The 20,842-nt window shown below is 54.3% G+C and carries 20 protein-coding genes and 1 riboswitch; of the genes, 7 read left to right on the forward strand and 13 right to left on the reverse strand.

The window, feature by feature from the left end:
• Window positions 1-9: 9 nt before the first annotated feature.
• Both ACMV5I_RS22905 and ACMV5I_RS22910 read right to left on the reverse strand, forming a co-directional pair.
• A complete protein-coding gene (locus ACMV5I_RS22905) occupies window positions 10-1,098 on the reverse strand; it encodes an efflux RND transporter periplasmic adaptor subunit (protein WP_414825328.1) in 1,089 nt (362 codons plus the stop codon).
• Between the two features lie 181 nt (window positions 1,099-1,279).
• Entirely contained in the window at window positions 1,280-2,032 is a 753-nt protein-coding gene (locus ACMV5I_RS22910) for an SDR family NAD(P)-dependent oxidoreductase (RefSeq protein ID WP_414825318.1), read from the reverse strand.
• Between the two features lie 964 nt (window positions 2,033-2,996).
• Here ACMV5I_RS22910 and ACMV5I_RS22915 point away from each other — a divergent pair.
• Window positions 2,997-3,758, forward strand: coding sequence for an arylamine N-acetyltransferase family protein (locus ACMV5I_RS22915; RefSeq protein WP_202670831.1), 762 nt, complete (start codon window positions 2,997-2,999; stop codon window positions 3,756-3,758).
• Here the strand turns inward: ACMV5I_RS22915 and dusC are convergent.
• The 4 genes from dusC to rhlE form a co-directional block, all read right to left on the reverse strand.
• Window positions 3,755-4,684: a tRNA dihydrouridine(16) synthase DusC gene (gene dusC / locus ACMV5I_RS22920; RefSeq protein WP_021180408.1), complete on the reverse strand. Its 930-nt coding sequence runs from the start codon at window positions 4,682-4,684 to the stop codon at window positions 3,755-3,757. The two genes, ACMV5I_RS22915 and dusC, sit on opposite strands and share 4 nt — an antisense overlap.
• Before the next feature lie 175 nt (window positions 4,685-4,859).
• Complete coding sequence (locus tag ACMV5I_RS22925; RefSeq protein WP_414825319.1) at window positions 4,860-6,575, reverse strand: hypothetical protein; 1,716 nt, start codon at window positions 6,573-6,575, stop codon at window positions 4,860-4,862.
• Between the two features lie 106 nt (window positions 6,576-6,681).
• Window positions 6,682-7,644 (reverse strand): D-2-hydroxyacid dehydrogenase family protein, encoded by a 963-nt coding sequence (locus ACMV5I_RS22930; RefSeq protein ID WP_414825320.1) that lies wholly within the window; start codon window positions 7,642-7,644, stop codon window positions 6,682-6,684.
• 198 nt (window positions 7,645-7,842) lie between these two features.
• Entirely contained in the window at window positions 7,843-9,216 is a 1,374-nt protein-coding gene (rhlE, locus tag ACMV5I_RS22935; RefSeq protein WP_024483101.1) for an ATP-dependent RNA helicase RhlE, read from the reverse strand.
• Between the two features lie 323 nt (window positions 9,217-9,539).
• Between rhlE and cecR the strand changes: the two genes are divergently transcribed.
• Genes cecR through ACMV5I_RS22960 form a run of 5 tightly spaced genes read left to right on the forward strand, consistent with a single transcriptional unit; the run spans window position 9,540 to window position 15,247 of the window.
• Window positions 9,540-10,238, forward strand: coding sequence for a transcriptional regulator CecR (gene cecR, locus ACMV5I_RS22940; RefSeq protein ID WP_414825321.1), 699 nt, complete (start codon window positions 9,540-9,542; stop codon window positions 10,236-10,238).
• Window positions 10,239-10,265: 27 nt separating this feature from the next.
• On the forward strand, window positions 10,266-11,252 hold the full coding sequence (gene hlyD / locus ACMV5I_RS22945; protein ID WP_024483103.1) for a secretion protein HlyD: 987 nt from the start codon (window positions 10,266-10,268) through the stop codon (window positions 11,250-11,252).
• Between the two features lie 9 nt (window positions 11,253-11,261).
• Window positions 11,262-12,998 (forward strand): ATP-binding cassette domain-containing protein, encoded by a 1,737-nt coding sequence (locus ACMV5I_RS22950; protein WP_414825322.1) that lies wholly within the window; start codon window positions 11,262-11,264, stop codon window positions 12,996-12,998.
• On the forward strand, window positions 12,995-14,131 hold the full coding sequence (locus tag ACMV5I_RS22955; protein WP_202726998.1) for an ABC transporter permease: 1,137 nt from the start codon (window positions 12,995-12,997) through the stop codon (window positions 14,129-14,131). The genes ACMV5I_RS22950 and ACMV5I_RS22955 overlap by 4 nt, the downstream gene beginning before the upstream one ends.
• Window positions 14,132-14,140: 9 nt before the next feature.
• Window positions 14,141-15,247: an ABC transporter permease gene (locus ACMV5I_RS22960; protein ID WP_024483106.1), complete on the forward strand. Its 1,107-nt coding sequence runs from the start codon at window positions 14,141-14,143 to the stop codon at window positions 15,245-15,247.
• Between the two features lie 352 nt (window positions 15,248-15,599).
• Here ACMV5I_RS22960 and ACMV5I_RS22965 read toward each other — a convergent pair whose 3' ends face one another.
• The 6 genes from ACMV5I_RS22965 to moaA form a co-directional block, all read right to left on the reverse strand.
• A complete protein-coding gene (locus ACMV5I_RS22965) occupies window positions 15,600-16,307 on the reverse strand; it encodes a Bax inhibitor-1 family protein (protein ID WP_021180400.1) in 708 nt (235 codons plus the stop codon).
• Between the two features lie 125 nt (window positions 16,308-16,432).
• Window positions 16,433-16,885 carry a molybdopterin synthase catalytic subunit MoaE gene (gene moaE / locus ACMV5I_RS22970; protein WP_024483107.1) on the reverse strand — a complete coding sequence of 151 codons (453 nt, stop codon included), beginning with the start codon at window positions 16,883-16,885 and terminating at the stop codon, window positions 16,433-16,435.
• Window positions 16,886-16,887: 2 nt separating this feature from the next.
• Complete coding sequence (gene moaD / locus ACMV5I_RS22975) at window positions 16,888-17,133, reverse strand: molybdopterin synthase sulfur carrier subunit (RefSeq protein ID WP_021180398.1); 246 nt, start codon at window positions 17,131-17,133, stop codon at window positions 16,888-16,890.
• Window positions 17,130-17,609 carry a cyclic pyranopterin monophosphate synthase MoaC gene (gene moaC / locus ACMV5I_RS22980; protein ID WP_071683176.1) on the reverse strand — a complete coding sequence of 160 codons (480 nt, stop codon included), beginning with the start codon at window positions 17,607-17,609 and terminating at the stop codon, window positions 17,130-17,132. Before moaC ends, moaD begins: the two co-directional genes overlap by 4 nt.
• Before the next feature lie 3 nt (window positions 17,610-17,612).
• The gene (gene moaB / locus ACMV5I_RS22985; protein WP_414825323.1) at window positions 17,613-18,125 is read right to left on the reverse strand and encodes a molybdenum cofactor biosynthesis protein B; all 513 of its coding nucleotides are present in this window, start codon (window positions 18,123-18,125) and stop codon (window positions 17,613-17,615) included.
• A gap of 172 nt (window positions 18,126-18,297) precedes the next feature.
• Window positions 18,298-19,281: a GTP 3',8-cyclase MoaA gene (gene moaA, locus ACMV5I_RS22990; protein WP_021180395.1), complete on the reverse strand. Its 984-nt coding sequence runs from the start codon at window positions 19,279-19,281 to the stop codon at window positions 18,298-18,300.
• A riboswitch (molybdenum cofactor riboswitch) is annotated at window positions 19,272-19,414 on the reverse strand. It overlaps the preceding gene by 10 nt.
• 263 nt (window positions 19,415-19,677) lie before the next feature.
• Here moaA and ACMV5I_RS22995 point away from each other — a divergent pair.
• A complete protein-coding gene (locus ACMV5I_RS22995) occupies window positions 19,678-20,595 on the forward strand; it encodes a gluconeogenesis factor YvcK family protein (RefSeq protein WP_024483111.1) in 918 nt (305 codons plus the stop codon).
• Here the strand turns inward: ACMV5I_RS22995 and ACMV5I_RS23000 are convergent.
• Window positions 20,592-20,837, reverse strand: coding sequence for a VF530 family DNA-binding protein (locus ACMV5I_RS23000; protein ID WP_021180393.1), 246 nt, complete (start codon window positions 20,835-20,837; stop codon window positions 20,592-20,594). The genes ACMV5I_RS22995 and ACMV5I_RS23000 overlap by 4 nt on opposite strands.
• Window positions 20,838-20,842 lie beyond the last annotated feature (5 nt).

Raw genomic sequence — 20,842 nt, forward strand, 5'->3', positions numbered from 1 at the left:
AACGTCCCCTTATGGTTGCGCGTTGGCGCTGGAGAGAATGGCGTTCACCTGCATTCCGGGCCTGACGTGCTGAACACCGGAGATAATCACCTTTTCGCCAGCTTTGAGCCCGGCGTTCACCTGATAATATTGCTGATGCTGTTCACCCAGAGTTACCTCGCGGACCTCCACGATATTCTCCGGGGTGACCACCAACACAAAGTGGCCCTGCTGGTTTTGCTGAAGCGCGGCGATTGGCACCAGCGTGACCGTCTGCGGTTGCTCGGCGGTCAGGATCACGTTCACCACGCCCCCGGGCAGCAGCAGATGATTAGGATTGGCAAAACGGGTGCGCAACGTGACGGTGCCGGTGTGGGCATCGATCTGGTTATCTACCGATTCAAAAGTGCCTGGCTCCGGGTAGGATTTGCCGTTGGCCAGTTCAAGACGGGCGGAAAACTGCCCTTCGGCAAGCTTTCCCTCCCCATGCTGACGCTGATAGGCGGCGGTAATATAGTCCCGTTCATTGATGGAGATCGCCACGCGGATCGGATCGAGCTGAATAATGTTGACCAGTGCACCACTCGCCGCGTTGACCAAGCTGCCCACATGAAAACGGCTATGGCCGATGCGCCCGGCAATCGGCGCATAAATACGGGTATAGCTAAGTTGTAACTGCTGTGTATTAAGCAGTGCCCGCGCCTGGGCGACCGCCGCCCTGCTGGTATCACGCTCGGCTGCCGCGGCATCGATATCCGCTCTGCTAACCGCGCGGTTATTGCCTAACTGCTGCAAGCGCGTCAGGTTTACCTGAGCCAGGTTGGCTGTGGCCGTGGCGCTATCCAACTGAGCCTGAGCCTGCGCTACGGCAGAATGGTGTAATGCGGGCTCAATCTCGTACAGTAAATCCCCTGCCTTGACCATCTGCCCTTCGGTAAACGGCCGTTTGGCGATAAACCCTTCGGTACGGGTCTTCACCTCCACGGTTTGTATCGCCTCAATGCGGCCAAGATAGTGCAATGCGCGTTCGGGTTGGCTTTGTTCAATCAGCGCCACGGTCACCGCAGGCAGCGGTGCAGCAACGATCGGTGTGGCAATGGCCAGCAGCCACAGAGCCATAAGACGGGAGAACAGAGGTTTAGTCATCGGCAGCAAGATCACTCATCAATTAATCTAACTTGATGAAAATTATAGTTCACCCATAGCAAGTCAGAATGAGCTCTGCTGACGATTTCTTGCAAAGACGCAAGCTCGCTTACACCTTGGCCAGAGGGCGCAGCATGCCGCGCCCACCAGCGGTTTACTGCGCCGTATAACCCCCATCAATGCTGTAAAAGGCCCCGGTGGTAAAACTGCTGTCTGTAGAAAGCAAAAAAACCACCGTTTTCGCTACCTCTTCACGCGTAGCCATACGCCCCATCGGATGGGAGGCAGCCATTTTCTCCCGCACCAAGGCTGGTAATCTGGCCATCGAAGGCGTATCGACATAACCAGGCCCGACGGCATTGATGCGTATCCCCCGATCGGCAAACTCCAGAGCGGCGGCCCTCGTCAAACCAATAATGCCGTGCTTGGCCGCGGTATAAGGCGCAATACCGGCAATGCCGACTATGCCATTGGCGGAAGAGAGGTTCACTATCGCGCCACCGCCTACCGCTGCGATAGCGGGTAATCCGTACTTCATCCCATAGAAGGTGCCACTGAGATCGGTTTCAATCACCGCGTGCCAATCATCAATGGAATATTCATTCAGCGGCACATCATGCGGCCCGGTAATACCGGCATTGTTGACCAGCAGATGCAATTGCCCGCCAAGGGCCAGCGTTTGCGCTACCGCACTGCGCACCGATTCAGGATCGCGAGCATCCATCACCAACGGAAATACCGATTTGCCTGTCGGATCCATACGTTGTGCCGTTGCTACCAGTCTTGCGCGATTTCTGGCGGTGATCGCTACCTTCGCTCCGCGATCGACCAACTCTTGAGCAATAGCTTCACCAATACCGGTGGAAGCACCGGTCACCAATGCCACTTTACCCGTAAAATCTTGCATAACGCCTCCCGATCGCTTTGAGTTAGGCGTTCAGGCTAAGGCTTGGGCATGACAGTTTCTGGCAGTGGCTATCCTCCAAAAATGCTGAAGCATCACCCCATTGGCAAAAGGATAAAACGAAAAAGCCCTGACAATATTTGCCAGGGCTTTTAGGTTACTGCATTTTTAAAATTCAACATTAATCAACTTACTAACTGGGTACTACTTTCGATACTGCTTAAAATGTACTTGTTTATCACAGATAATATTGGGTATTGAAAAGCTAACTACATCCTCCCCTATACTGGCTGATTTACAAATTCGACTTACCTACCTCACAATAATTAGCCGAGATAAAGCAAGCTAAACTGGTACATTCCCCCTTCGCGATATAAACTTTTGACGCATGGCTTTACTTTCATTGCAACAAACTTACAGGATAAAATTAACAAGTTGCAACATTAACACTTGAGAAACAGAGCCTTACATCATCGCGTTATGGTACACACCCTGCGATCGTCGGTACTGACTACGTGGCCTTAAAGCATTGTCGTTTGAGTCCGAACCGGCTACTCAACGAAGACTTCCCCATACAACAGAACTTCGTGGCCTTTATCGCATATCACTAAACAACTTATTAAAGATAACCTTTCAATCTGTTATTTAGCTAAGCAGCTAACTATCAATTTCCTGCTGCTGGATACTAATTTACGACTTTTTCAAACTATGTCAATACTGTTTTTAACAACATACGTTTATTGGCTAAATCGCTAATTTTAAACGGAGTGAAATCGATTAGCGTTTACCTTGCTGGTTAATTACAGACGGCTCTCACATGCTTGCAAGCTCGGTGGCCACGACCTGTCAGGAAGACGAGTGTAACGCAATGGCACAAGCGGCTCTTTTCAGCACCGCACATATTGCTTCCCCGACTGCCACAATTCCCGCTAATTTATGCAAAATTTCCCGTATAGCGAGAATTCCGGTGGACATACCACGCTACCTGCAACACATCGGCTTCACAGGCACACCACAGGCCGACCTGCAAACTCTGCAACAGTTGCATCGCTGCCATATGCTGGCGGTGCCCTTCGAGAATTTGAGCATTATCTATCATCAGGGGATCGATCTTAGCGAGGCCGGGCTGTTCAGCAAAATCGTCGAGCATAATCGCGGGGGGTTTTGCTATGAATTGAACCGGATATTCGCCCTGCTGTTGCAGCAGATCGGCTTTCAGGTAGCGTTTATATCCGGGGAAATCCACGCCAGAGACGGCTCTTTTGGCCCGCCGTTTGACCATATGGCGCTGGTGGTGACCCTGGATCAGCCGTATCTGGTCGATGTAGGGTTTGGCGATTCTTTCCTCGCCCCGCTGAAAATCACCACTACCGAGCAACAACCGCAGGCCAGCGGCACCTTTCATCTTGAGCAAGACGGCGAGTGGTATCATCTGGAGCGCCGCAACGGCGATCGAACCTCCCACGCCAAGACGCTTTATCGCTTTACCCTGCAACCCCGGCAGCCGGAAGAATTTAACGACATGTGCCACTATCACAGCACTTCGCCACAGTCGCACTTTACCCAAAAGCTAGTGTGCTCCCGCCCCACAGAGGATGGCCGCATCACCCTCAGCGAGTTAAAGCTGATCGTGACCCAAGACCATCACCGTAAGGAGTCTACTCTGCATTCGGAGGAAGAACGGTTGGAGGCGTTGCGGCACTATTTCGCCATTGAACTAAGGAGTTAGCGGCAAATCACTCGCGCAATATCCTTGGAGTTGTTTAACGTGCGGATCTCGGTAAACAGCTCAGTGGCTTCCTGATACTCTTTGCGCAGGTAGCTGAGCCACTGTTTGATGCGGGCGACGTGGTATAAACCGGTATCGCCCTGCTTTTCCAGATGCACGTACTTTTGCAATAGCTGCACCACCTGCGGCCAAGGCATACGCGGTTCGTTATATTTCACCACCCGGCTCAGATTGGGGATGTTCAACGCCCCACGGCCCAGCATTACCGCATCGCAGCCGGTGGCCTGCATACAGGCCTGCGCACTTTGATAGTCCCAGATTTCCCCGTTGGCAATCACCGGGATGGTCAAACGCTGGCGGATCTCACCGATCGCCTGCCAGTTGATGCGATCGGCTTTATAACCGTCCTCTTTGGTACGGCCATGGATGGTGATTTCGGTCGCCCCCGCTTGCTGCACCGCATCGGCAATTTCAAAGCTGCGGGAATCTGAATCCCAACCCAAGCGCACTTTTACCGTCACCGGCAGATGCGCTGGCACCGCGGCGCGCATCGCTTTGGCCCCCTGATAAATCAGTTCGGGATCTTTGAGCAAGGTGGCCCCGCCGCCGCTGCCGTTGACATGTTTGGACGGGCAGCCGCAGTTCAGATCGACACCGTAAGAACCCAGTTCGACTGCCTGAGCAGCGTTTTCCGCCAGCCATTCGGGATACTGGCCCAGCAGTTGCACCCGCACCTGGGTGCCGGATGGCGTTCTGCTGGCATGATGCAGTTCTGGGCATAGCCGGTAGAAGGATTTGGCCGGCAGCCGCTGATCGATCACCCGCAGGAATTCGGTGATGCAGAGATCGTAATCGTTCACCTCGGTGAGCAATTCCCGCACCAGAGAGTCGAGTACCCCCTCCATTGGAGCCAATAATACGCGCATGCCTACCCCTGCAATCAAAGAGGGCGCAATGATACGGGCGAAAGGCGGTGCCAGCAACATGAGATGACCGAATTGTCTATCGAAAACGTCTGCAGTGAAGCGATCACCAGTGGGGAAACGATCGGCTCAGCGGCGTCCACCTAGTTCAAGTGGACGCATTGACAACGGAGACCGCTCAGGGTTTCTTCACCGGCTTACCATGAAGATTAAAATAGAGTTCTTTGTCAGTGCGATGATACGTCCCCTCGCCCTCTGATTGCCAGAAGGTAGCGATGATATAAGGCGATTGCCACTCGAACACATATTTTCCACTCTTTGGCATAGCAATGAGCATATTACCTTCGTTGTCAATAAGCCCTTCGGTAACAGAAAATCCAATGTCTGCCACTGGTCTAGCAACCCTCTCATATTTGAAGAGATTTTTCTTCTCGCCAGTGGGGATTTGCGGCAGTTTACTGAAATCCAGCTGTTTGAAGACCTGGGCCAGAAACAGTTGTTTATCCAGTTGCTGCGTTTCCCAAGCGGGGAATTCCAGCGTCACATCATCAGCAAGGCGATAATACCAAGAGTAGTCGGCGTCATCGCCCGTCATCGCATAGATGAAAATATCATCCAGACGTTTGCCTTTAGGATACTTTTGCTGATTCTGAGCCATGAGCGCTTCAAGGTTGGCCCGGTGAGCTTTGATATCCACATAGACGCTCACATGGCCCGGGCCTTCAACACGGATACGTTTCGACAACGGCTGAAGAAAACGCTCTGGCTTTTCCAGCGATGGCGTAAGTTCTTTTTCCAGTGCCTGTTGGGCTTGGGGCAGGTTGAACAATTGCTCCGTTTTGATCTGATAGCGCGCTTCCAGTTCGCTACGTGAAAGCGCCAGATCGGCCAGCGACATTTCATTTTGGCCGCGATATTGTGGATCTAGCGTACGGAGTACCGTAAAGACTCGCGCAACGGTCGTTAATTTACCGTCTTCCGCGCTGGCACGAGCGATAACGTAGCTACCATCAGCATCGTCATACTGAAAATAAACGGCCTCTGGCCGATATTGCTCATTATAATAAATGGCTCCGTTGGCGGTCCTGAAGAGTATAGCTTTTTGGCTGGCAAGCCAGCGCTCTAAATACACTTCGTTTTTAGGCGTTTTAACCACAAATAACTCACCGTCTATGGCTATCCGTGTATCTCCACCCGGAGCCGACTCGACGGGCTGGCTAAAGCGGTAAACCCGAGTATCTTCATCTTTAATGTCGATAAAAATCCCTTGATCGCCCATTCGTCGCCAGTAAATTCCGCCTTGCGACTCGAACTTTTTGTAGAAAGAGAGCGGTAACTTGATGGTGAGATCCTTCGTCAATGAGACGACAACCCCTGGGAAATCATTAAGTGGTAAGGCAGCCAACTCTACCCGTTCCCGGACCAATCGCTCTTGCCAGGACTTCTTATCGGCTGCGAAGCGTGCTTTGATTTTTTGTAGCGCAGCAGAGTCATCATCAGCTTGTTGCAATTTCAAGGTGATAATGCAGTCCCAGAACGCGCACGCGTGTGACGCTTCACTGACCAGCCGCAAGCCTGAACCGAACCATTCTTTATTGATGGTATACGTTACACCTTCAATCACTACCTGATTTTGCTTTATTTCGTTAGTCTTCGTGTTATCCGTGGTATAGAGCGTAAGCGCTGTTGGTGTCATGCCGAAATAGACGCTGGCTTTGCTTTTCTTGATTGCTTCAACGATTTGCTGCTGTATCTCATCGTCGACGTTTTCTTTATTACGACTAAAATCGACCTGAATATCACGGGTGATATAGTTCTGTTCCGCTGTGCGTCCTAATGAAGAGTAACTATTTAATAATATTAGTAATATTCCAAGCCCGATGTATTTTTTCATTCTTTCGTTCCTTGAGAATGTCCCGCCTATATCGATGGCGGATGATATCACTATCGCTACGGAAAATTGAACCGTAACACCCGCCTTACCGACAGCAACATAGCTCTCAGCCAGAGAGTTTGCGCAGCGGCTCACCGGCAATAAACGCCTGGATATCGGCAATCGCTTCCCGGAAATAGGTGCGGTAGTTATCATCCGCCACATAGCCCACATGCGGCGTAGCCAGCACGTTGGGCAAGCGGCGCAATGGGTGATCGGCTGGTAGTGGCTCTACTTCAAACACGTCCAGCCCGGCACCGGCGATCTGCCCGGTTTGCAGCGCTTCAACCAAGGCTTGCTGATCGACAATCGCTGCGCGCGAGGTGTTAATCAGGAAAGCGCTGTTTTTCATCTGCGCCAGCGCCTGACGGTCGATCAGCCCACGGCTGCGATCGCTTAACACCAGATGCACCGAAACAAAGTCACTCGCTGCCAGTAACGCCTGTTTTGACTCGGCAAGTTGCACACCGAATTCCTGTGCCCTTTCAGCCGTCAGATTTTGGCTCCAGGCCACGACGTTCATGCCAAACGCCTGTGCCACCTTAGCCATCTGGCCGCCGATCTTGCCCAGCCCCAGTAAGCCTAACGTTTTGCCATGCAAGGTGATGCCAATATGTTGCTGCCAAGGCCCGTTGGCACGCAATCCGCTGCTTTCAGCCACTAGATGCTTGGCCAAACCGAGGATTAGCGCCCAGGTCAGTTCCATCGGCGCTTCAGAACCGCTGGCGGTGCCGCAAACGGTAACACCATGCCGAGCTGCCGCTGGCAGATCGATCGAAGCGTTGCGCATGCCTGAGGTGATCAGCAATTGCAGTTTTGGCAAACGGGCAAGCAATGCGGCGGTAAACGGCGTACGTTCTCGCATAATCACCACGATCTCGCAGTCGTTGATGCGGCTCACCAGTTGGTCTTCATCGTCAATATGCTCGCGCAGGGAGAAGACCTCAACCTGCTCGCCAAGGACGGACCAATCTGCCATCGTCAGCGCTACACCCTGGTAATCATCAAGAATTGCACACTTCAATTTCATCGGTAACTCCTGGAAGACAGGCGAAAAAAAACCGCCAATAAATGGCGGTTCAGTATAGATCAACTAAATACCCGTCGTCTTTCAAGCCGCAGCGTTGTTACCTGCACTTGCCCACCCCAGTCATTTACAATAGTAAACTCCTGGGGATGGGCAAGCCTGTCGCCTAGCTGCGGCTTGATATCCATAGGGTATAGAAGGTTACTCAGACGGTTTACGGCTATGCGGACGGCGCGATGGAGCACCTGAACGTGGTTTGCCGTCACCCTGCGGGCGAGCACTGCCGCCGCCGCGATTTTCACGCTGACCGCCGCCATTGCCACTACGCTGGCCGCCACCGTTACCGGTACGGGGAGCGCCGCCGCCGTTGCCACGTGGAGCACCACGGCCACCACCAGCCTGACGGCCATTGATGATCGGTTCGGCTTTGATGCTTGGATCCGGCTCATAGCCTGGCAGGGCAATGCGTGGAATTTCACGCTTGAGCAGGCGCTCAATATCACGCAGCAGTTTGTGCTCATCCACACAGACCAACGAGATCGCCTCACCGGTACGTTCGGCACGGCCGGTACGGCCAATGCGGTGGACGTAATCTTCCGGTACGTTTGGCAGTTCGTAGTTCACTACGTGTGGCAACTGATCGATATCCAGGCCACGTGCAGCGATGTCTGTTGCTACCAGCACGCGGATTTTGCCATCTTTAAAGTCGGCGAGTGCGCGGGTACGTGCGCCCTGGCTTTTGTTACCGTGGATAGCGGCAGCGGTGATGCCATCTTTATTCAGCTGTTCAGCCAAATGGTTGGCACCGTGCTTGGTACGGTTAAATACCAGCACCTGCTTCCAGTCACCTTCGCCGATCATCTGGGAAAGCAGTTCACGCTTGCGCTTCTTATCAACAAAGTGAACGCTCTGCTCAATTTGCTCAGATGCGGTGTTGCGGCGAGCCACTTCTACCGAGGCCGGGTTGGTCAGCAGTTTACTGGCCAGCCCTTTGATCTCATCAGAGAAGGTCGCGGAGAACAGCAGGTTCTGACGCTTGGCAGGCAGCTTGGACAGCACGCGGCGGATATCATGGATAAAGCCCATATCCAGCATGCGGTCGGCTTCGTCCAGCACCAGAATTTCAATTTTGGACAGATCAACCGCGTTCTGATGTTCCAGATCCAGCAGGCGACCTGGCGTTGCCACCAGGATATCGACGCCGCCGCGCAGCTTCATCATCTGCGGGTTGATGCTCACACCACCAAACACCACCAGCGAACGCAGGCGCAGGTGTTTGCTGTAAGCCTCAACGTTTTCACCGATTTGTGCAGCCAGTTCACGGGTTGGCGTCAGGATCAACGCGCGCACCGGACGACGGCCTTTGATTGGGTGATCGTGTTTGCTCAGCAGCTGTAATAGCGGCAAGGTAAAACCAGCTGTTTTACCGGTGCCGGTCTGGGCGCTGGCCATCAGGTCACGGCCTGCCAATACCACCGGGATTGCCTGGCGTTGAATTGGCGTAGGTTCGCGATAGCCCTGTTCTTCAACAGCGCGCAGAATTTCAGCACTTAAGCCGAGGGTTTCAAATGACATAGTAGAGAAAAACTCCAGATCCCCCCTAACCTAAACAAATGTTCGGTGCAGTTTCCGGGAGGATTATCAGACGGGGCATAAGGAGGTACTCGCACTTTTTTGCGGCACATCCTCGGCATGACCTCGAGGGATTGGCACAAACTGCAGTGCACCAAGCGCGAGAGTGTAGCAGAAATCGAACAAGAAAAGGCAATTTTACGTGTTCACAGCACTTTTCGCCGAGCAAGCTCACGGAAAAGCAAAATGTTCTGGCCTGTGGTTTACATTTTAGCCCGCTCGGCCTAAAGTTAATCATATGATTGATTAACTTTTTGGGTCAACCTATGTCCTCTGCAGAAAACCCGCCGCTAAGCCCTCTCAAACGGGGTGAACAAGCGCGCCAACAACTGCTCACCGCCGCGATTGAAGTGTTCGGCGAATATGGCCTTTCGGGTGCCACCACGCGGCAAATCGCCAAGCGTGCCGGGCAGAACATCGCCGCTATCACCTATTATTTCAACTCGAAAGAGGGGTTATACCTGGCGGTAGCACAGTGGATTGCCGACTTTATCCAGCAAAGCTTCCGCCCACTGAGCGAAGAAATAGAACGTTTCTATCAACTGCCCGCGGAGCAACGCCAGCCAGAGCGTTATCTCTACCATCTCAAAAGCGGGTTGCTGGCCTTCAGCCAACTGATGACCGAGCCCCACACGCTCAATCTGAGCAAGATTATGTCTCGCGAACAACTTTCGCCAACCGATGCCTACCCGCTGATCCACCAGCAGGTGATAGCCCCGCTGCATCACTTGCTGTGTCGCCTGTTGGCGGGCTATACCGGCATCGATGCGCGCTCCACCAAAATCATCTTGCATACCCATGCGCTGATCGGTGAGGTGCTGGCATTCCGCGTTGGCCGGGAAACCCTGCTACGTCAGGCAGGCTGGCATCAGATCGCAGCAGAAGAAGCCAAGCAGATTAGCGAGGTGCTGGCCGAACATATCGACATTCTGGTTAACGGGCTACGCCAGCGTTACGCCGTCTAACTTTCCGTCTTGCGAGTAAGGAATAGTATGAACAAGAAAAGAGTTGCCATTGTAGGTGTAGCGATTGTACTGATCGCCGCTGCGGCCTACGGTTTCTGGTCTTACCAACGCCAGCAGGACAAGCCTTTGACGCTGTATGGCAATGTGGATATCCGCACGGTCAACCTGGGTTTCCGCGTTAATGGCCGGTTGGCCTCACTGGCGGTAGACGAAGGGGACAGCGTGCAACAGGGACAACTGCTGGGCAAACTGGACGATGCGCCTTACCAGAACGCGTTGCTACAGGCACAGGCCAACGTTGCCAGCGCCAAAGCCAAGCTGGATTTATTGCAGGCAGGCTACCGCAACGAGGAGATTGCCCAGGTGCGATCCGAAGTAGCCCAACGGCAGTCGGCCTTTAGCTATGCCGACAGCTTCTTCCAACGTCAGCAGGGATTATGGGCGAAAAAGGCTACTTCAGCCGATGCCCTGGAAGATGCCCGCACCGCGCGTAATCAGGCGCAGGCAAATTTGCAGGCGTCAAAAGACAAACTGTCGCAATACCTGACCGGTAACCGCCCGCAGGAAATCGAAGAAGCCAACGCCAATCTGGCACTGGCCGAGGCGGCACTGGCGCAGGCCCAGTTGGATCTGCATGACACCACCCTGCTCTCTCCGTCCGTTGGTACGGTAATGACGCGAGCCGTGGAGCCAGGCACCATGCTCAGCGCTGGCAGCACAGTGTTTACCCTATCGTTGACGCGGCCGGTATGGGTTCGTGCCTACATCAATGAAGCCAGCCTGGGTAGCGCTACGCCAGGTACCGAAGTCTTGATCGAGACCGACAGCCGCCCTGGCAAGCCTTATCACGGCAAGATCGGCTTTGTTTCCCCCACCGCGGAGTTCACCCCCAAAAGCGTAGAAACGCCGGATCTGCGTACCGATCTGGTCTACCGCCTGCGGATCATCGTCAACGATGCCGATGATGCCTTGCGTCAAGGGATGCCGGTTACCGTCCATTTCACACAACCGTAAGGAACCGTGATGGCACAGGCACATACGATTGAACTGGTCGCGTTGGAAAAACGCTTTCCATCACTCGATAAACCGGCGGTGGCCAGCCTGACGACCACGTTGCGCAGTGGCGCGGTGACCGGGCTGGTTGGCCCAGATGGCGCGGGCAAAACTACCCTGCTGCGCATGTTGGCAGGATTGCTGCTACCCAGCAGCGGCAAGCTGACCGTCGCCGGGTTGGATCCGATCGCACAGGATCGCCAGTTGCACGCCATTCTCGGTTACATGCCGCAAAAGTTCGGGCTGTATGAAGATCTGACGGTGATGGAAAATCTCACGCTGTATGCCGATCTGCGCGGAGTCACCGGCGATCTGCGTAAGCAAACCTTTGAGCGGTTGCTGACGTTTACCGATCTGACCCGCTTTACCGAACGGCTGGCGGGCAAGCTTTCCGGCGGGATGAAGCAAAAGCTCGGGCTGGCCTGTACGCTGCTTGGCCAACCTCAGGTGTTGCTGCTGGATGAGCCCGGCGTCGGTGTCGATCCCATTTCACGTCGTGAACTGTGGCGAATGGTGCATGAGCTGGCCAACGACGGCATGCTGATCCTGTGGAGTACCTCCTATCTCGACGAAGCCGAGCAGTGCCGCGAAGTGCTGCTGATGAACGAAGGCGAACTGCTGTTCAGCGGTGCGCCACAGGATCTTACCCAGCGCATGGCTGGCCGCACCATCCTGATCGATACCCCAGCCGGTAGCCACCGGGCGCTGTTGCAACGGGCGATCTGTCTGCCTGCGGTTAGCGACGGTGTGATCCAGGGGAAATATCTGCGGCTGATCCTCAAGCCGGGTGAAGATCACCAGCAGGTATTGCGGGATCTGGATCTGCCACAGGCCGAATTAACCGAGGCCGATCCGCGTTTTGAGGATGCGTTTATCGATCTGCTGGGTGGCGGCCCGAACAGCAAATCCGCCCTGGCCGAGATCATGCCCACGGTAACGGGCGACAGCTCGGAAACGGTGATCGAAGCACAGGGGTTGACCAAAAAATTCGGCGACTTTGCGGCCACCGATCATGTGGATTTCAAGGTGCAGCGCGGCGAAATTTTTGGCCTGCTTGGCCCCAACGGCGCGGGCAAATCCACCACATTCAAGATGATGTGTGGCCTGCTGGTGCCTAGTGATGGCAAAGCGCTGGTGCTCGGTATGGATCTAAAAACCAGCTCCGGCAAAGCGCGCCAGCATTTGGGCTATATGGCACAGAAATTTTCGCTGTATGGCAACCTGACGGTGGCGCAGAACCTGAAGTTTTTCTCCGGCGTTTATGGGCTGAGCGGCAAGAGCCAGCGCGATAAAATCGACGAGATGTCTCGCGCCTTCAACTTCGCCCCGATCCTCAACCAAACGCCAGATTCGCTACCGCTCGGCTTCAAACAGCGGCTGGCGCTGGCCTGCGCGCTGATGCATGAGCCAGATATTCTGTTTCTTGATGAGCCCACCTCAGGCGTCGATCCCCTGACCCGGCGCGAGTTCTGGCTGCACATCAACGGCATGGTGGATAAAGGCGTGACGGTGATGGTCACCACCCACTTTATGGATGAAGCGGAATACTGCGATCGTATCGGCCTGGTGTATCGAGGCAAAATTATCGCCGCCGGTACGCCGGACGATCTCAAGCAGCAGATAGCCAGCGAGCAAAAACCTAACCCTTCAATGGAAGAGGCGTTTATCGAACTGGTGCAGGGCTACGATCGGGAGGAGACAGCATGAGCAACGACAACGGCTTTTCCTGGCGGCGGCTGCGGGCACTGTGCCTGAAAGAAACTCGGCAGATATTGCGCGATCCCAGCAGCGGGCTGATTGCCTTCGTCATTCCGCTGATGCTGCTGTTTATCTTTGGCTACGGCATCAACCTGGATTCCAGCAAGCTGCGGCTGGGGATCCTGATGGAGCAGCAAAGCGAAGAGGCCCGCGATCTGGCCAATGCCTTTATCGGCTCACCCTATATTGAACCGACCGTCAGCGATAACCGCCAAAAATTGATCCAAATGATGCAGGCTGGCAGCATTCGCGGCCTGGTGGTGATCCCCAGCGATTTTGCCGAGCATTTGGCAAGGCCCAACGACCGTGCTCCTTTACAGGTGATTACTGATGGCAGCGAGCCCAATACCGCCAACTTTGTGCAAGGCTATACCCAAGGGATCTGGCAAATCTGGCAGCAGCAGCGTGCCACCGATCTCGGGCGTGATGACAAGCCGCTGATTGAAGTCCAGATGCGCTACTGGTTTAACCCGGCGGCCATCAGCCAGCACTTTATTATTCCGGGGGCCATTACCATTATCATGACGGTGATCGGTGCCATTCTGACCTCGTTGGTGATCGCCCGTGAATGGGAGCGTGGCACCATGGAGGCGCTGCTTTCTACCCAGGTCACGCGCAGCGAGCTGCTGCTGTCCAAACTGGTGCCGTACTATTTCCTGGGCATGATCGCCATGGTGCTGTGTATGGTGGTTTCAGTATTTGTACTCGGCGTGCCCTACCGTGGCTCCCTGCTGCTGCTGTTCGTGATCAGTAGCCTGTTCCTGGCCAGCACGCTCGGCATGGGGCTGTTAATCTCGACCATCACCCGCAACCAGTTTAACGCGGCAATGGTAGCCCTGAACGCCGCCTTTTTACCTTCAATTATGCTGTCTGGATTTATCTTCCAGATCGACAGCATGCCCGCCGTGGTTCGTGCGGTGACCTATATCATTCCGGCGCGCTACTTTGTCAGTACGCTGCAAACGCTGTTCCTGGCGGGCAATATCGGCACCGTGCTGGTGATTAACCTGCTGTTTTTGATCGCCTCGGCGGTGGTGTTTATCGGCCTGACGGCCTGGAAAACCCAGCGGCGGCTGGATTAAGGGGAAGCCATGTTTCACCGTCTCTGGACGTTGATTGTTAAAGAAATGCAGTCGCTACTGCGCGATCCGCAGACCCGCGCGATCCTGATTATGCCAGTGTTGTTACAGGTGGTGCTGTTTCCGTTCGCTGCCACGCTGGAAGTCACCAACGCCACTATCGCGGTATACAGCGAAGACAGCGGCCAGCACTCCATTGAGCTGACTCAGCGCCTCGCCAAAGCCAAAGCCTTTTCTCACGTGCTGTTGTTGCGTAGCCCGCAGGAGATAAGAACCACCATTGATAATCAGAAGGCGCTGCTGCTGGTCCGCTTTCCGGCCAACTTCTCACGGGATATCGCCAGCGGTAATACCGCGCCGTTACAGCTGATCCTCGATGGCCGTAACTCCAACAGCGCGCAGATCGCCGCCAACTATGTGCAACAGATCGTGCAGGACTACCAGAATGAGCTGATTGGGCAGCGTACCAAGCCCAACAACAGCGAACTGGTGGTACGCAACTGGTATAACCCGAATCTGGATTACAAATGGTTCGTGGTGCCTTCGCTGATCGCGATGATCACCACCATCGGCGTGTTGATCGTTACCTCGCTTTCCGTCGCGCGTGAACGTGAGCAAGGCACGTTAGAGCAGTTGTTGGTTTCGCCTTTAACCACCTGGCAGATCTTTATTGGCAAAGCGGTACCGGCCCTGATCATTGCCACCTTCCAGGCTTCGATCGTGCTGTTGATCGGTATCTTTGCCTATCAGATCCCGTTTGCCGGTTCGTTGCTGCTGTTCTACGGCACCATGCTGGTTTACGGGCTGTCTTTGGTGGGCTTCGGGCTGCTGATTTCTTCACTGTGCGCGACACAGCAGCAGGCGTTTATCGGGGTGTTTGTGTTTATGATGCCGGCGATACTGCTTTCCGGCTATGTCTCGCCGGTGGAGAATATGCCGGTTTGGCTTCAGCATCTCACCTGGGCCAACCCTATCCGCCACTTCACCGATATCACCAAGCAGATCTACCTCAAGGATGCCGGTTTCGGCATTATCTGGCACAGCCTGTGGCCGTTACTGGTGATCACCGCCACTACCGGTAGCGCGGCCTATGCCATGTTCCGGCGCAAGATTGCCTGAATAGCAGACGTAAAAAAACCGACGGGTGAGATCGGTTTTTTACACTTCCTAACATGAAACTAATGCCTCTAGCCGGAATGGAACGGTCTTTAACTAACGGTTAAATAATACGTTAATAATGGTTTATTTTTCAATAAAATGAGAGATCGTTCGTAGACAGTGCCCGCACTAAAAAGCTGTTCCATTAACTTTCTATATGGATAACTGAAAGAACAAAAGACTCCACGATACCCTATGGATTTCAAGTTGCAGCTAGGCGCCAAGCTATCTCATCCCCAGGAGCTTACGTTTAGTAAGTGACTGGGGTGAGATAGTGCAGGTAACAACGCTGCGGCTTGAAAGACGACGGGTATTAGCGGCGGTTGCCGAAGATACGCAATAGCATCAGGAACAGGTTGATAAAGTCGAGATACAGCGTCAATGCGCCAACGATGGCGTATTTGCGGAAACTGTCTTTATCATCGGCATTCAACTGTTCACCCATCGCTTTCAGTTTCTGGGTGTCGTACGCCGTCAGGCCCACAAATACCAGCACGCCGATATAGGTGATCGCCCACATCAGCGCCGGGCTTTTCAGCCAGATGTTCACCAGCGAAGCCAGCACAATCCCGATCAGCCCCATAAACAGCATGCTGCCAAAACCGCTCAAATCGCGTTTGGTGGTATAGCCGTACAGGCTCATCGCGCCGAACATACCCGCAGTGACCACGAAGGTGCTGGCGATCGAGCTATAGGTGTAGGCAATGAAGATGCTTGATAGCGTTAACCCGGTCAGCGCCGAGTAAAGCATAAATAGCCCAGTGGCCATGGTGCCGCTCAGGCGGTTAACCATGCCGGAAATCACAAACACCAGGCCCAGCTGTAGAATAATCAGCCCAAAGAAAGTGATCTGGCTTGAGAAAATAAAGTTGATGATCGCAGGCGTATGCGCTGCATACCAGGAAACAAATGCGGTCAACAGCAAGCCACAGGTCATCCAGCCATACACCTGCGCCATATAAGCCTGAATGCCGCTGTTGGCACGTTCAACGATCGAACCATTACGTGGATATCGGTCCATGACGGTTACCTTTTACATGTGAGCCAAGTTTCGGGGAACTTCCCCTGCCAATAATAAGCGTACCACAGAAAACACCGCGCGAAACGGACAAAGGTATTGATTTATTTCCGCTGTTGAGGCGGTATTTACCAACGCTTGGCGGCTTGTTTATCCGTATCGCGAGCTTCTACCCAGCGCTCCCCCTGCCCGGTCGCCTCACGCTTCCAGAAGGGAGCTCGGGTTTTCAGATAATCCATAATAAATTGTGCCGCCTCGAAAGCCATGCTGCGGTGGGCGCTGGTCACGCCGACAAACACAATTTCATCACCAGGAAAGAGATCACCGATGCGATGGATCACCGTTGCCCGCTGCAATGGCCAACGGGATCGCGCTTCTGCAACGATCTCTTCAAGGGCTTTTTCAGTCATGCCAGGGTAATGCTCCAACGACAAGGCACTGACGTCATCCCCCAGATTGTGATTGCGTACCTTGCCGGTAAAAGTCACCACTGCGCCATCATCATCACACTGTGCCAGCCACTGGTATTCTTCACCTACGCTAAAGGTTGCCTGGCCAACGCGGATACGAGTATTTTCCACTGTTAACCTCCGGTTACCGGTGGAAAGAAAGCCACTTCATCACCGGCTTGCAGCGGATGCTCTGCGGCCACCAGCGATTGGTTGACCGCCGTCAGCAATTTACCAGGCTCCAGCGCCAGCGCCCAACGATCGCCACGCTCGCACAGCGATTTACGCAGCTCTTCAACCGTAAGGTACTGCGCTGGCAGGCTCAGCGTGCTGGTGCCGACCAGTTCACGCACCTGGGCGAAAAACAGAATAGTGATCATGATCCCACCTTAAAATCACCGGACTTGCCGCCGCTTTTTGCCAGCAGCCGCACCGGGCCAATTACCATATCTTTCTGCACCGCTTTGCACATGTCGTAGATGGTGAGCGCGGCCACCGAAGCGGCGGTCAACGCTTCCATTTCAACCCCGGTTTTACCGGTCAAACGGCAGCAGGTTTCGATACGCACGCGGTTAAATTCCGGCTGCGCTTCGAGCTGTACTTCCACCTTGCTCAGCATCAACGGATGGCAAAGAGGGATCAGTTCCCAGGTGCGCTTCGCCGCTTGAATACCGGCAATACGCGCCGTGGCGAATACGTCGCCTTTATGGTGGCTGCCGTCGATAATCATCGCCAGCGTTGCCGCCTGCATTTCAACAAAAGCCTCGGCACGGGCTTCACGTACCGTCTCCGCTTTGGCAGAGACATCGACCATATGGGCCTCGCCAGCGGCGTTAATGTGGGTTAGCTGCGTCATGGATTATTTCTTTAAATGAGGTAAGAAGTTGCACGGGCGATGGCGCGCATCCAGTTGTTCTTCAATAATGCGTTCCCAAGCGGTACGACAGGCTCGGGTGGAACCCGGCATGGCGAAGATCACCGTCTGGTTGGCAATACCGGCCAAAGCGCGGGACTGAATGGTCGCGGTGCCGATCTCTTCGTATGACACCATGCGGAACAGTTCGCCGAACCCTTCCACCTCACGGTCAAACAGCGGCAATAGCGCTTCTGGCGTATTGTCCCCAGAGGTAAAGCCGGTGCCGCCGTTAATCAACACGGCCTGCACGTCATCGCTGGCAATCCATGCGGAAACCTGCGCACGGATCTGATAAATATTGTCTTTGACCAAGGCACGCGCCACCACCTGATGGCCAGTTTCCTGCGCGGCTTCTTGTAGATATTGCCCGGAGGTATCTTCCGCTTCAGTGCGGCGATCCGAGACGGTCAGAATGGCAATCCTGGCCACAATAAATTCACTGCTGGTTTGGCTCATTGTGTGTTGTGCTCCTTATTGTCGATGGCCCCTCACCCTAACCCTCTCCTTTAGTGAGAGGGGACCGTTCGAGTTCATATTCACCATCTGGCATTCCCCGTTGCGTCAAGGAGAGGGAACCGATCGAGCTTGTATTCGTCATCTGGCGTTCCCCGAGGCTATAGGGGACGTGTTAACCGCCGATAAACGATAAGTTCTGCGTGAGACCGCTATTGCCCTGATGCAGGAAGTGGGTCTGCTTTTTGGTTTGCAGCCCGCTTTGAATGCGCATTTTCAGCTGTTCTAACTGGCCATCATCCGCCAGCAGATCGCGTAGGGTAATCCCTTGCTCACCAAACAGGCACAGATGCAGATTGCCGATGGCGGAAACCCGCAGGCGGTTGCAACTGGCACAGAAATCTTTTTCGTACGGCATGATCAGCCCTATCTCGCCCTGATAATCCGGGTGGCTGAATACCTGCGCCGGGCCATCACTGCGGCCACGGACTTGGCGCTGCCAGCCCTGCTGTTCCAACTGCAGACGGATCACTTCGCCAGAAACGTGGTGCTTGCGGAACAGATCGCTGCCATCGCCGGTTTCCATCAGTTCGATAAACCGCAGTTGGATTGGCCGATCCTTGATCCAGTTAAGGAAGCTGCCCAGTTGCTGGTGATTGACATCACGCATCAGCACCGCATTCACCTTCACCTTGCTGTAACCAGCGGTAAAGGCGGCATCGATGCCCTCCATCACCTGGCGGAACTTGTCCTGGCCGGTGATGGCATGAAACTGGCGTGCATCAAGGCTGTCTACGCTGACGTTAATCGCTGTGAGGCCCGCATCACGCCAACTGGCCACATCACGCGCCAGGCGGTAGCCATTGGTAGTCACGGCTAGGGTTCGGATCGCTGGGTTTTCGCGTACGGCGGCAATGATGTCGGTAAAATCACGGCGTAAAGAGGGCTCACCGCCAGTCAGGCGTACCTTTTCGGTACCCAGTTCGGCAAAGGCACGGCTGACGCGCCGAATTTCATCCAGAGAGAGGAAAGTCTTGGGACTGCCGCTCGGTTTATAGCCATCCGGCAGACAGTAAGTGCAACGAAAGTTACACACGTCGGTGATCGACAGGCGCAAATAATAGAATTTGCGCTCAAAAGCATCAATGAGTTGCGGCACCTGTAACACCTTCCAAATACGGGAGATGCGAGCGTTTCCACTCTGCACCCTGGTGGCTGACATCGCCACGGCCAGGAGACCTTATCGCTCTAATGAACAACGTAGGTATCAAGGCTAGGAGTTTTGATCTCATTCCCACTACCTCAAGTAGCCGGAACAAAACCGTGGTTTTACTGAGAATTCTAGCGCTAAACAGCCGCGATAGCCAATGTGGATTTACGCTATATACTTGTGTATACAGCGATTTTTCACCCTCTCAAGTCTTGATAACCATAATAAACAACCGTTACGCCAGCGAATTGACCAGAATCACGCAAATCGCACTCTTTATCGCGTTTTTGCGTCAAATCCGCTACTTTATGCAGGCAGTCTACCTACCCTGAGTTAAGGAATTTTATGCGTAACCGTACCCTGGCCGATCTTGATCGCGTCGTGGCACTAGGTGGTGGTCACGGTCTTGGCCGTGTGATGTCTTCGCTGTCGTCGTTGGGCTCTCGCCTGACCGGCATTGTGACCACTACCGATAACGGCGGTTCTACCGGCCGCATCCGCCGTTCTGAAGGCGGCATTGCCTGGGGTGACACCCGTAATTGCCTCAATCAGCTGATTACCGAGCCTAGCGTCGCCTCGGCGATGTTTGAATACCGTTTTAGCGGCAACGGGGAACTGGCGGGGCATAACCTGGGGAATCTGATGCTGAAAGCCTTGGATCACCTGAGCGTGCGCCCGCTGGAGGCGATCAATCTGGTTCGTAGTCTGCTAAAGATCGACGCGGCGCTGATCCCGATGTCGGAACAGCCGGTCGATCTGATGGCTCACGATCATGAAGGGCACCAAGTCTACGGTGAAGTCAATATCGATCAACTGAGGATCATGCCGCAAGAGCTGATGCTCTCCCCGCCGGTACACGCCACCCGCGAAGCGGTTGAGGCAATCGCGCAAGCCGATCTGATCCTGATCGGGCCAGGCAGTTTTCTTACCAGCCTGATGCCACTGTTGCTGCTTGAGGATCTGACTCAGGCCCTGCGCCGCAGTAGCGCCAATATGGTGTATATCGGTAACCTGGGCCGCGAGTTGAGCGTCGCCGCAGCCGCATTGACGCTGCAAGACAAACTGGCGCTGATGGAAGAGAAGATCGGCCGTAAAATGATTGACGCCGTGATCGTTGGCCCGGCGGTGGATACCAGCGCCATGCAGGATCGCATTGTGGTGCAACAACCACTGGAAGCCAGCGATATCCCGTATCGCCACGATCGCCAACTATTACGCCAGGCGCTGGATACCGCGTTGGTGCAGCTAGCTAGCCGCGGTTAATCTTGACCCCGGAGCCAAGGATTATCGCTAACGCTGTCGATGTAGAGATCTTCCACCTGCTTGCGTGCCCACGGGGTGCGGCGCAAGAACTTGAGGCTGGATTTGATGCTCGGATCGCTGCTGAAGCAGTTGATGCGAATACGCTCTGCCAGCCCGTTCCAGCCATATTGGGCTACCAGCTTGTTCAGCAGTTGCTCCAGCGTAATGCCGTGTAACGGGTCTTTGGATGGGGTTGCGGTCATGGCGG

It is taken from the genome of Serratia sp. T13T92, from assembly GCF_047530105.1.
Taxonomy (GTDB): Bacteria; Pseudomonadota; Gammaproteobacteria; order Enterobacterales; family Enterobacteriaceae; genus Chania; species Chania fonticola.